At 29.8% G+C, this 12,163-nt stretch carries 12 protein-coding genes and 1 riboswitch; all 12 genes read left to right on the plus strand.

Annotated elements, in window-relative coordinates; genetic code table 11:
- The first annotated feature begins 167 nt into the window (after positions 1–167).
- Positions 168–806, plus strand: coding sequence for a MotA/TolQ/ExbB proton channel family protein (locus Q0K52_RS08975; protein ID WP_297298633.1), 639 nt, complete (start codon positions 168–170; stop codon positions 804–806).
- Positions 807–883: 77 nt separating this feature from the next.
- Positions 884–1,825: an ABC transporter substrate-binding protein gene (locus Q0K52_RS08980; RefSeq protein ID WP_297298635.1), complete on the plus strand. Its 942-nt coding sequence runs from the start codon at positions 884–886 to the stop codon at positions 1,823–1,825.
- Positions 1,826–1,829: 4 nt separating this feature from the next.
- Positions 1,830–2,840, plus strand: coding sequence for an iron ABC transporter permease (locus tag Q0K52_RS08985; protein WP_297298637.1), 1,011 nt, complete (start codon positions 1,830–1,832; stop codon positions 2,838–2,840).
- Between the two features lie 3 nt (positions 2,841–2,843).
- Positions 2,844–3,599, plus strand: coding sequence for an ABC transporter ATP-binding protein (locus Q0K52_RS08990; protein WP_297298638.1), 756 nt, complete (start codon positions 2,844–2,846; stop codon positions 3,597–3,599).
- 122 nt (positions 3,600–3,721) lie between these two features.
- Positions 3,722–3,891: riboswitch (cobalamin riboswitch) on the plus strand.
- A gap of 330 nt (positions 3,892–4,221) precedes the next feature.
- A complete protein-coding gene (gene pduB, locus Q0K52_RS08995; RefSeq protein WP_297298640.1) occupies positions 4,222–4,914 on the plus strand; it encodes a propanediol utilization microcompartment protein PduB in 693 nt (230 codons plus the stop codon).
- Between the two features lie 21 nt (positions 4,915–4,935).
- Positions 4,936–6,597, plus strand: a complete 1,662-nt coding sequence (locus Q0K52_RS09000) for a propanediol/glycerol family dehydratase large subunit (protein WP_297298642.1) — start codon at positions 4,936–4,938, stop codon at positions 6,595–6,597.
- A 10-nt stretch (positions 6,598–6,607) separates the two neighbouring features.
- Positions 6,608–7,297 (plus strand): propanediol/glycerol family dehydratase medium subunit, encoded by a 690-nt coding sequence (locus tag Q0K52_RS09005; RefSeq protein ID WP_297298644.1) that lies wholly within the window; start codon positions 6,608–6,610, stop codon positions 7,295–7,297.
- Positions 7,298–7,319: 22 nt separating this feature from the next.
- Positions 7,320–7,820, plus strand: coding sequence for a diol dehydratase small subunit (locus Q0K52_RS09010; RefSeq protein WP_297298646.1), 501 nt, complete (start codon positions 7,320–7,322; stop codon positions 7,818–7,820).
- 292 nt (positions 7,821–8,112) lie between these two features.
- Positions 8,113–9,939 (plus strand): diol dehydratase reactivase subunit alpha, encoded by a 1,827-nt coding sequence (locus Q0K52_RS09015; protein WP_297298648.1) that lies wholly within the window; start codon positions 8,113–8,115, stop codon positions 9,937–9,939.
- The gene (locus Q0K52_RS09020; protein ID WP_297298649.1) at positions 9,917–10,291 is read left to right on the plus strand and encodes a glycerol dehydratase reactivase beta/small subunit family protein; all 375 of its coding nucleotides are present in this window, start codon (positions 9,917–9,919) and stop codon (positions 10,289–10,291) included. The genes Q0K52_RS09015 and Q0K52_RS09020 overlap by 23 nt, the downstream gene beginning before the upstream one ends.
- Before the next feature lie 16 nt (positions 10,292–10,307).
- Complete coding sequence (locus tag Q0K52_RS09025) at positions 10,308–10,712, plus strand: heme-binding protein (protein WP_297298651.1); 405 nt, start codon at positions 10,308–10,310, stop codon at positions 10,710–10,712.
- Positions 10,713–10,732: 20 nt separating this feature from the next.
- Entirely contained in the window at positions 10,733–12,127 is a 1,395-nt protein-coding gene (locus Q0K52_RS09030; protein WP_297298653.1) for an aldehyde dehydrogenase family protein, read from the plus strand.
- Positions 12,128–12,163 lie beyond the last annotated feature (36 nt).

Consider the following 12,163-nt stretch of genomic DNA (forward strand, 5'->3'; position numbering starts at 1 on the left):
ATTTATAGCAATTTAAATTATAAGGAATACCTTCTTTTTTTAAACTAAAAGTGTGCAATATCTATGGCTCTTAAACATTAATTATTAAATAAGTCTATTGATTTTTTATATTCTTACAATTATAATGTTTTAACAAATAATGAAATTAAAATGAGGCATTTTTATATATGGATAATATATTTGGTTCTGAGAGTTTGCTAAATTCTGCTATGACTATTTGTTGGATAGGTTTGCTCATATCTTCAATATTAGCTTTAGCCATAATAGTTGATAGATTTATTTATTTTACTAGAATCAAATCTCAAGATAATTCATTAGCACCAAAACTTGTTTCTTTAGTTAAAGATAAGGAAATAAAAGCCGCTATTGCATTATGTGAAACAAGCAAATCTCCTTTATCAAATATAATTATGTCAGGGTTAAAAAATTTAAATATGCCTAAAGAATCTATGCAAAGTGCTTCAAATAAAGAGCTTCCAAGGCTTGAAAGATTTATTTCGGCACTTTCAACAATATCTACTATAGCACCTCTTTTGGGACTTTTAGGTACTATTCTTGGTATGATACAATCTTTTGCAGTTATTTCTGTTATTGGAAGCGGAAAACCTACTGCATTGGCTTCTGGTATTGCTAATGCTTTACTTACTACCGCAGCCGGTCTTATAATTGCTATACCTACAGTTGTTTTTTATAACTATTTCGTAAATACTATCAATTCAAGAATATTATTTATGGAAAATTTATCAAATGAAATATCTGATTATATAATAAGCGATTCAAACATCGATAAAAATACTGATGAATGATTCCATTGACAATATAAATCATTAAGTTTATAATTTCTTTCACTATTTGAAATTAATTAAAAAGAAGTTTTTTATATATGAAATCCATAAAAAAATTATTTATAATACTAATTTGTTTTAGTATATTTATATTTTCTTGTAATGATTCCAAAACAACTAAAGGAAAAGAAATAAAAGATAGAGCCGGTAATGATATTGTTCTTCCTGAAAATATAGAAAATATTGCTTGTTTGTCACCAGCGGCTACAGAAGTGATACTATCTTTAGGGCTTGCTGATAATATAATAGCAGCAGATACCACATCAAAAGAGATTTTGCAAACAAATGATGTAGATGTTTCCAATATAAGTATATTTGATATGCTTAATCCAGATGCTGAAAAGATGATAGCACTTAAACCAGATATTGTTTTTGTTAATACATTCAGCGTATTTTCTGGAAAAAATTCTTTAGATTCTATAAAGGCTTCAGATATATGTATTGCTGTTATACCCAATAGTGATACTATAAAATCTATAGAAGATGATATAACTTTTTTAGGAAATGTTCTTGAAGTAAATGAGGCTGCATCTAACATTATAAATATAATGTATTTAAATATAGAAAAAGTAAAGGCTATAGGTGAAACAATCACTAATAAAAAGAAAGTATATTTTGAAATAGCTGCTTTACCTAATTTATATTCATTAGGAACTAATGTTTATTTAGATGATATGATAAATATTATAGGAGCTTCTAATATATTTTGTGATAAAAATGCTTGGATAACTACAACAGAAGAAAATGTATTATTTGCAAATCCGGATATAATATTTACAAGTGTTCATTATATTGATAATCCTACAGATGAAATATTAAAAAGAGAATCTTGGAAGAATGTAAATGCTATAAAGAATAAAGATGTATATTATATAGATTCAGGTTCATTACCCACTCATAATATTGTAAATGCTTTAATTATTATGGCTAAATATGCTTATCCAGATGAATATAAAGACATTGATATAATTAGGAATTAATTCAATGGTAAAAAAGATTATAATAATTTTAATATTAGTTATTATTTCTACTATATTATCAATATGTATTGGAAGTGTATTCATATCGCCTAGAGAAATAGGAGCTATATTATTATATAAGTTTTTTAATATTGAAATTATTAATATAGATAAAATAAATGCAGATATAATTAATATCAGGCTTCAGCATTCTATATTATCATTATTTGTAGGTGCTTCATTATCAATTACTGGAGTAGTTATACAATCTATACTTAGAAATCCTTTAGCCTCAGCATATAATTTAGGTATATCATCAGGTGCCGGTCTTGGTGCTGCTTTGCTTATAGTTATGCATATATCTTTTAATCAGTATTTTTTTATAGGCATATCTATGATATTTGCATTCATTACTATCATATTTATATTGTTTATATCTAATAGAATAGATAAATATATGAGCAATAATTCTATAATATTAGCAGGTATAGTAATATCCTTATTTTTAAATTCTGTAATGAGCTTTTTATCTTATATGTTCCCTAAATATTCCAATCAAATAATACTATGGCAGCTTGGAAGTTTATTTGTGAGAAATAAATTAGATATTTTAATAATAATTTTTATAACTTTGGTATTTTTATTGGTTCTTATGAAATATTCAAGCGTATTAGATATAATGACTTTTGGAGATGAGACAAGTTTATCTCTTGGTATAGATGTTAAAAAGATGAGAGTATTTTTTATATTGATTTCATCATTTATTACAGCAGTTTTAGTGGCATTTACTGGTATAATAGGTTTTGTTGATCTTGTATCTCCTCATATAGCTAGAAAAATGTTCGGTGCCAAGCATATAATCGTTTTTCCTATGGCTGCTTTAATAGGTGGACTGCTTCTAAATATTTCAGATATATTTTCAAGAATAATAGTTCAAGGTTCTAATATACCAATAGGAATTGTTACTGCTGTAATAGGAGCTCCTTTCTTTTTATATGTATTTATTTCAAATAAAAATATGAAAGGAATTAATTGATATATGAATAAAATGCTTGAAGTTAATAATTTATCATTGCATTATGCCAGTAGAAAAGATGTATTAAAAAATATATCATTTGAGGTATGTCAGAATGAAAGTTTATGTATTATAGGGCCTAATGGATGCGGTAAAAGTACTTTGCTTAAATCATTATGTAAAATAATAGATTTTGAAGGTGAAATATTTATTAATAATGAAAATATAAGAAAGATTGATACTTACAAAACTATAGCTATGATGAGCCAGATGTCAACAATTTATTTTGGTTATAGCGTTTATGATACTATAATGATGGGTAGATATTCTAGCTATAAAGATAAATTATTTTCTATGCCGAATAAAGAAGATAAAGAATTTGTAATTTATTATATGGAAAAATTGAAAATAATGCATTTAAAAGATAAATTAATTACAGAACTTTCAGGCGGTGAATTACAAAGAGTATTTTTAGCAAGGACTTTTGTTCAAAACCCTACTATAATATTGATGGACGAACCTACTAATCATTTGGATTTAAATAGTCAAATAGAATTAATTTATAATTTGAAAGAATGGGTAAAAAGTGATGTCAGATGTATCGTAGCAGTATTGCATGATATAAACGCTATGTTAAATTTTGCTGATAAGTTATTGGTATTAAAAAATGGAACTTCTCAATATTTTGGAACTGTTAATGATTTTGATATTACATTATTAAATGATATATATGATATAAATGTGGTTGAATATATGAAAAATTCTTTAAAAAGATGGTGATTTTATTATATTTCTTTATGCATTTGTTTGTAAATTTTATAAATTTTGATTTTGTTTAATTTTTTCTTTTATATAAAATAAGTATAATTTGTATTAATAAAAAGCTTGATTTATTATAATTTTTTTATTATAATATAATTGTATATTGAAGGAAATAGGTCAGAATCCTATACTAGCCCGTAGCCGTATTCAGTAGCGAACCCTAGTTAACCATTGTTACCTATTAGAGGTGATGAGAAGGTAGGATGTAGAAAGCTGTAAGTCGGAATATTTCAATATATAGCTTATTTTCTGTCGAGGAGCATGGAATGGAATTCTTATTATAGTAATTTTATCGTATAATTAATTCAAATACTATTCTAATTTGTTTAATTAAATCAATCAATTTATACATTGTTTCAAATTATTGAAATTTTTTTCATTTTTAAAAAAAATGATTTCTTTTTATTGACAACTGTGTTGCATTGTTTTATACTATATGTATAGCAATGATCTGTTGTATATTTTTTGATTATCTGTTTATACAAAATTAATCTTAATCATATAACTCATTGCCTATTATAAAAATAAATAAAATAACTATAAAAATATATATTTATTATTTTTAAGGAGGATTTTTTATATGAGTAAAGCGATAGAGTTTGTAGGTACTGCTATAGGTGATACTATAGGTCTTGTTATTGCTAATGTAGATAAAAGCGTATTAGAAAAAATGAATTTTGAAACAAAATACCGTTCTATTGGTATCATAGGCTGTAGAACAGGAGCAGGACCTCATATAATGGCTGCCGATGAAGCTGTAAAAGCTACTAACACTGAAATTGTTTCTATACAATTAGCACGTGATACAAAAGGCGGAGCTGGTCATGGTAGTTTAATTATTTTCGGTTCAGACGATGTTTCTGATTCAAGACGTGCAGTTGAAGTTGTTTTAAAAGATTTGGATAGAACATTTGGAGATGTTTATGGAAATGAAGCTGGACATATAGAACTTCAATATACTGCTAGAGCTAGCTATGCTTGTAATAAAGCATTTGGTGCTCCAATTGGAAAAGCTTTCGGTATTTGTGTTGGTGCTCCTGCTGCTATAGGTGTAGTTATGGCAGATACAGCAGTTAAATCTGCTAATGTTGAAGTTGTTGGATATGCTTCTCCAGCAAATGGTACAAGTTTCTCAAATGAGGTTATATTACAAATATGTGGTGATTCTGGAGCAGTTAGACAAGCTATAATAGCTGCTAGAGAAATAGGTTGTGAATTATTGGGTACTTTAGGTGCTAAGCCTAAAAATGATAGACCATCATATATAATTTAATTTAACTATTAGGAGAAGTTCATGAAATCTAAAAGATTTGAAATATTAAGAAATAGACCAGTCAATCAAGATGGTTTTGTTGGTGAATGGCCTGAAGTAGGTCTTGTAGCTATGGATGGACCTAATGATCCTAAGCCTAGTATCAAAATAGTAAATGGTAAAATAGTAGAATTAGATGGTAAAAAAGCAGAAGATTTTGACTTCATAGATACATTTATTGCCAATTACTCTATAAATATAGAAAATGCTGAAAAAGCTATGGCTATTGATTCTAAAAAAATAGCTTTAATGTTATGTGACCCTAATGTAACAAGAAGTGAAATCATTCCTATAACAACTTCAATAACTCCTGCTAAAATATCAGAAGTTATGAGCTGCATGAATGTTGTTGAAATGATGATGGCTTTACAAAAAATGAGAGCTAGAAAAACACCTTCAAATCAATGTCACGTTACTAATGTAAAAGATAATCCTATACAAATAGCAGCAGATGCAGCAGAAGCAGCTGTTAGAGGTTTCGATGAAGAAGAAACTACAGTAGGTATCGTACGTTATGCTCCTTTTAATGCTTTAGGCTTATTGGTAGGTGCTCAAGTAGGAAGACCTGGTATTCTTACTCAATGTTCATTAGAAGAAGCTACTGAATTGTTATTAGGTATGAGAGGTTTAACTTGTTATGCTGAAACAATTTCTGTATATGGTACTGAAAGAGTATTTACAGACGGAGATGATACTCCATATTCTAAAGCTTTCTTAGCATCATCTTATGCTTCACGCGGTTTGAAAATGCGTTTTACTTCTGGTACAGGAAGTGAAGTACAAATGGGATATGCTGAAGGTAAATCTATGTTGTACTTGGAAGCTAGATGTGTATTCATCACAAAAGGTGCTGGAGTACAAGGTTTACAAAATGGTTCTATAAGCTGTATAGGTGTTCCTGGCGGAGTTCCTAGCGGTATTAGAGCAGTTTTAGCTGAAAACTTAATTACTGAATGTTTAGACTTAGAGGTTGCTTCTGGTAATGACCAAACATTCTCACATTCAGATATAAGAAGAACAGCTAGAATGTTAATGCAATTCTTACCTGGTACAGACTTTATATTCTCTGGTTATAGTTCTACTCCTAACTATGATAACATGTTTGCTGGTTCTAACTTTGATGCTGAAGACTTTGATGATATTAACGTATTACAAAGAGACTTAAAAGTTGACGGCGGATTAAGACCAGTAAAAGAAGAAGAAATAGTAGCAGTTAGAAACAAAGCAGCTAGAGCTATGCAGGCTATATTTGCTGAATTAGGTTTCCCTGAAATTACTGATGAAGAAGTAGAAGCTGCAACTTATGCTCATGGTAGTAAAGATATGCCAGATAGAAATGTTGTAGAAGATTTGAAAGCAGCACAAAGCATCTTAACTAATGGAATAACAGGTTTAGATATAGTAAAAGCTTTATATAGAAAAGGTTTTGAAGATGTAGCTCAAAGCGTTTTGAATATGTTAAAACAACGTGTTGCAGGCGATTATTTACATACTTCAGCTATCATTGATAGAAATGGTTACGTTATTAGTGCCGTTAATGATGTTAATGATTATCATGGTCCTAGTACAGGTTATCAAATAAGTAAAGAACGTTGGGAAGAAATTAAAAATATTCCTAATGCTATTAGTCCAGATTCTATTTAAGGAGTAAGTAATGAATATAGATGAAAAAACTCTAAAATTGATAGTTAGTGAAGTTATAAAAAATATTAATAATCAAAATAATAATACAACAACAACTAATAATAGTGTAAGTGCAAATCCTAATCCAAATGTTAGTTCTGATCACCAAGCTCCACCTCCTCTTCCTTTCAAAGAGTTAGGTAAAGCTGAAGTTGGTAAAAATAAATCAGAAGTAGTAATAGGTATAGCTCCTTCATTTGGACTTCATCAAACTGAAACTATAGTACATATACCTCATGCTCAAGTATTAAGAGAATTGATAGCAGGAATAGAAGAAGAAGGTTTACAAGCTCGTATATTACGTTTCTTGCATACTTCAGATGTATCTTTCATAGCTAATGCAGCAGCAAAATACAGCGGTTCTGGAATAGGAATAGGCATACAGTCAAAAGGTACAACAGTTATACACCAAAAAGATTTGTTGCCATTAAGTAATGTTGAATTATTCCCTCAGGCACCTCTTTTGGATTTACCTACTTTTAGAGCTATAGGTAAAAACGCTGCTAAATACGCTAAAGGTGAATCTCCAACTCCTGTACCAGTTCGTAATGATCAGATGGCTCGTCCTAAATATCAGGCAATTTCTGCTTTACTTCATATAAAAGAAACTGAACATGTTGTAGATAATGCTGATCCTATAGAACTATCAATTTCATTATAATAATTTGCAAGGAGATTAAAATATGGATGAACAACTTTTAGAAAAAATGATAAAAGAAATAGTTACAAATATTAATAATACTAGTAATGCTGCAAGCGTTTCTAATAATATTAATGTTAGTGCTAAAGATTATCCTTTGGGTTATAATAGAAAGGATTTGATAAAGACTTCTACAGGAAAAAGTTTAGATGATATTACATTAGATGCTGTAATGAATGACAGAGTAGGACCTAATGATGTACGTATTACAGCAGAAACTTTGGAATATCAAGCTAGAATAGCTGAATCTGTTGGCAGAAAAATATTTGCTATGAATTTGAGAAGAGCTGCAGAATTAACTAGAATTAGTGATGATAGAATCCTTGAAATATATAATGCTTTAAGACCTTTCAGATCAACTAAAGCAGAATTACTTGCTATAGCAGATGAATTGGAAAATAAATATTCAGCTACAATATCTGCTTCTTTAGTAAGAGAGGCTGCTGAAGTTTATGAAAAGAGAGATCGTTTAAGAAGAAAATAATAAAAAAGTGAGCCGAATCCAGCAAATAAATTTATTTATTTGCTGATTATAGGCTGACCAAGTAGGCACCTTTTAAAGGTGGGCGAGTATAGCAACAATAAAATAAAAAAGCGAGCCGAATCCAGCAAATAAATTTATTTATTTGCTGATTATAGGCTGACCAAGTAGGCACCTTTTAAAGGTGGGCGAGTATAGCAACAATAAAATAAAAAAGCGAGCCGAAGCCAGCAAATAAATTTATTTATTTGCTGATTATAGGCTGAGGCGAGTATAGCAACAATAGGAAATGTCAATGAAATATATTGCTGGAATAGACATAGGAAATTCTACCACAGAAATTGCCGTTGCTAGAATTAGTGATAATAATGATGTAGAATTTGTATCTAGTGATTTAGTATTTACTACAGGTATAAAAGGTACTTTTTCTAATAAGCATGGTATTTTTGGAGTATTGAAAAAGAGTTTGGATAAAGTTAATCTTACTATAGAGGATATATCTCTAATAAGAATAAATGAGGCCACACCAGTAATAGGTGATGTTGCAATGGAAACTATAACAGAAACTGTTGTAACAGAATCTACTATGATAGGGCATAATCCAAAAACACCAGGCGGATCAGGAATAGGTATTGGTGTAAGTGTATATTATGACAATATTTCCAAAGTTAATAAAGGCGAAGATATAATAATAGTTTTTCCTAACAGTATAGATTTCAAAGATATTGCCAATTCTGTTAATGATGCTATATCAAGAGGTGTAAATGTTAATGGACTTATTTTACAGAAAGATGATGGAGTTCTTGTACAAAATAGAATCAATAAGAATATTCCTATAGTTGATGAAGTTATGCTTATAGATAAAGTTCCTATTGGTATGCTTTGTGCACTTGAAGTTGCACTTCCTGGTAAAGTAATAGAAACATTATCTAACCCTTATGGTATAGCAACAGTATTTAATTTATCACCAGAGGAAACTCAATCTGTAGTACCTATAGCTAGAGCATTAATAGGAAACCGTTCTGCAGTTGTAATAAAAACTCCTGAAGGAAATGTTAAAGAAAGGAGAATTCCTGCTGGTAAATTAAAAATAATAGATTCTAAAAGAAGTTTAGAAGTAGATATAGAAGCAGGTGCTGAAAAGATTATGTCTACTATGAATAAGGCTTCAGATATAGAAGATATTATTGGTGAGTCTGGAACAAATATCGGAGGTATGATAGAGAAAGTTAGACAGACTATGGCCAAACTTACAAATAAAAGTAAAGATGATATAAAGATTAAAGATTTATTAGCTGTAGATACTTTTGTTCCTAGAAGTGTAAAAGGCGGTCTTGCTAATGAGTTTTCTATGGAAAGTGCTGTTGGTATAGCAAGTATGGTAAAATCTGATAGATTGCAGATGGAAATAATTGCTGATGAGCTTAAAAAAGATTTAAATGTAAATGTAGAAATAGGCGGAGTTGAAGCTGATATGGCAATATTGGGGGCTTTAACTACACCAGGTTCTTCATCTCCTTTAGCTATAATAGATATGGGTGCCGGCAGTACAGATGCTTCTTTAATAGATAAAGATGGTAAAATATCTTATACGCATTTAGCTGGTGCTGGTAATATGGTTACCCTTTTAATAAACTCTGAATTAGGTTTAGATGATCTTGAAATGGCTGAAAGAATAAAAAAATATCCTCTAGCTAAAGTTGAAAGTATCTTTCATATAAGACATGAAGATGGTACAGTTCAGTTCTTTAAAGAACCATTGGATCCTAAATTATTTGCTAGAGTTATAGTTATTGAGGAGAATAATTTCGTACCTATAGATTCTGATATACCATTGGAAAAAATAAGAATGGTAAGAAGAACAGCTAAAGAAAAAGTATTTGTATTTAATTCTATAAGAGCATTAGAAACAGTTAGTTCTACAGGCAATATAAGAGATATACCGTTTGTAGTATTGGTTGGAGGTTCCTCATTAGATTTTGAAATACCTCAAATGGTTATGGATGCTTTATCACATTATAAAATAGTTGCTGGTAGAGGCAACATAAGAGGAAAAGAAGGTCCTAGAAATGCAGTTGCTACAGGTCTTATATTAGACTATGCTAGGAGAAGGAATAGCTGATATGGATATACCATCTATTATTGTATATGATTTGGGTAATGTTAATCCAATATTAATGGAACAGGTTTTATATGGAATAGAAGAAGAAGGAATTCCATATATGGTTGAGAAAAAATCTGGAGATGGTTATAGTAATGTAAAAGAGGCATCTTATAAAGCAGCTATTAGTTCACAATTATCTGTTGGCATAGCGGTTAATGATGAAAATATAGCGGTGCATTATGCTAATTTAGATGAAGATAAGCCTTTATTTTTGTATCCTATAAAATCAATGAATATACAAAATGTAAGGAATATTGGAGCTAATTCAGCAAGACTTGTTAAAGGAATTTATTTTATATTAGATGATTAAGTATTAAGGAAGATTTATGTCACAAGAATTTAATTTAAATGATGCTTTTGTTATTGCTATGAGTGCTATAAAAAAAGCAAATGATATAAAAGTTGATGTTTCTATTTCTATAGTAAATAGCCATGGAGAAGAAATTTTCTTCTGCAAAATGGATAATGCTTTAAAGATAAGCGAGAAATTAGCTTTTAAAAAGGCTTCAAGCAGTGTATTGTTAAGAGTACCTACTTCTGAAATAAAAAAACTTGTTGACGATAGTTTATGCGGATTAGATACTGCATTAGCTGGAGAAATAGTTTTGTTTGGAGGTGGAATTCCTATTTTTAGAGAAGGTGAAATGGTAGGTGCAATAGGAGTTAGCGGAGGAGCTGTAGAAGAAGATATGCTTATAGCTAAATCTGGTATAGAAGCACTTGATAAATAAATTATTTATGGAGATGTAATATGGATGAAAAATTGATAGAATCTATAGTTAGAGAAGTTACTAAAAGCATAAATATGATGAAAGACAATGGCAGTACTTCAGATGTATTTGGTGTATTTGACAGTATGAAGGAAGCTATTGACTATGCAAGTGAAGCACAAAAAAAGTTTTTATGTTCTAGTTTATCTCAAAGAAAAAAAATAGTTGATTCTATAAGAAATAAATTAAGACCTCTTGTAAAAGAAATGTCAGTTATGGCAGTTGAAGAAAGCAAGATGGGAAGAGTAGAGGATAAGATAAATAAAAATACATTGGCTATAGAAAGAGCTACAGGTGTTGAAGATTTAGTTACTGGTGCTTTGACTGGTGATGACGGACTTAGTTTATTGGAATTTTCTCCATTCGGTGTAATAGGAGCAATAACTCCAGTTACAAATCCTACAGAAACTATAATATGTAATAGTATTAATATGCTTTCAGCAGGAAATAGCGTTGTTTTCAGTCCGCATCCTAGTGCTATAAAAGTATCAAATTGGCTTGTTGGAAAAATCAATGAGGCAATAATAGAGGCAGGCGGCGAAAGAAATTTGGTAGTTACAATTTCTAAAACAACTGTAGAAGAAGTTGACTACATGATGAGCAGTCCTAAAATTAATGCATTATGTATTACAGGCGGTATGCCTATAGTTATAAAAGGTCTTAAAAGCGGAAAGAAAACTATAGGTGCTGGTGCTGGTAACCCTCCAGTTATAGTTGATGAAACTGCTGATATAGAACAGGCTGCTGCTGATATAGTTGCTGGTGCTTCTCTTGATAATAATATGCCTTGTATAGCTGAAAAAGAAGTTTTAGCTGTAGATTCTATATTTGATTATTTGATGTTCAATATGGAAAAGAATAATGCTTTTAAAATTTCTAAAAAAGAGGATATGATTAAATTAGAAAAAGCTCTTATAAATGAAAATGGTTCTATTAATAAAAAATTTGTAGGTAAGAATGCTAAATATATACTAGACACTTTAGGTATAGAATGTTCTTATGATCCTAGACTTATAATAATGGAAACTCATAAGGAGCATCCTTTTGCAGTTGAAGAACTTATGATGCCTGTTTTACCTTTAATCAGATGTAAAGATTTTGATGAGGCTTTGGATTTGGCTGTGAAATTAGAAAATGGATGCAGACATACTGCAGCTATGCATTCAAAAGACATTGACAGATTAACTATAGCTCCAAGAAGATTGCAAACAACTATTTTCGTAAAAAATGCTCCTTCTTATGCTGGTATAGGTTTAGGCGGAGAAGGGTATGCTAGTTTTACATTGGCAAGCAGCACAGGAGATGGTATAACAAGTACAGTAACTTTCACAAGAAAGAGAAGATGTGTATTGAAAAATGGATTATTTGTTAGATAAATAATCATATTTGTATATACTTAATATAAAAGAGGA

The organism is uncultured Brachyspira sp. (genome assembly GCF_944390845.1).
Lineage (GTDB): Bacteria > Spirochaetota > Brachyspiria > Brachyspirales > Brachyspiraceae > Brachyspira > Brachyspira pulli.

Bases quoted from the DNA above. Each gene is read 5' to 3' on its own strand.
- Q0K52_RS08975 (WP_297298633.1), top strand. From the start codon at position 168: ATGGATAATATATTTGGTTCTGAGAGTTTGCTAAATTCTGCTATGACT.
- Q0K52_RS08980 (WP_297298635.1), top strand. From the start codon at position 884: ATGAAATCCATAAAAAAATTATTTATAATACTAATTTGTTTTAGTATA.
- Q0K52_RS08985 (WP_297298637.1), top strand. From the start codon at position 1,830: ATGGTAAAAAAGATTATAATAATTTTAATATTAGTTATTATTTCTACT.
- Q0K52_RS08990 (WP_297298638.1), top strand. From the start codon at position 2,844: ATGAATAAAATGCTTGAAGTTAATAATTTATCATTGCATTATGCCAGT.
- pduB (WP_297298640.1), top strand. From the start codon at position 4,222: ATGAGTAAAGCGATAGAGTTTGTAGGTACTGCTATAGGTGATACTATA.
- Q0K52_RS09000 (WP_297298642.1), top strand. From the start codon at position 4,936: ATGAAATCTAAAAGATTTGAAATATTAAGAAATAGACCAGTCAATCAA.
- Q0K52_RS09005 (WP_297298644.1), top strand. From the start codon at position 6,608: ATGAATATAGATGAAAAAACTCTAAAATTGATAGTTAGTGAAGTTATA.
- Q0K52_RS09010 (WP_297298646.1), top strand. From the start codon at position 7,320: ATGGATGAACAACTTTTAGAAAAAATGATAAAAGAAATAGTTACAAAT.
- Q0K52_RS09015 (WP_297298648.1), top strand. From the start codon at position 8,113: ATGAAATATATTGCTGGAATAGACATAGGAAATTCTACCACAGAAATT.
- Q0K52_RS09020 (WP_297298649.1), top strand. From the start codon at position 9,917: ATGCTAGGAGAAGGAATAGCTGATATGGATATACCATCTATTATTGTA.
- Q0K52_RS09025 (WP_297298651.1), top strand. From the start codon at position 10,308: ATGTCACAAGAATTTAATTTAAATGATGCTTTTGTTATTGCTATGAGT.
- Q0K52_RS09030 (WP_297298653.1), top strand. From the start codon at position 10,733: ATGGATGAAAAATTGATAGAATCTATAGTTAGAGAAGTTACTAAAAGC.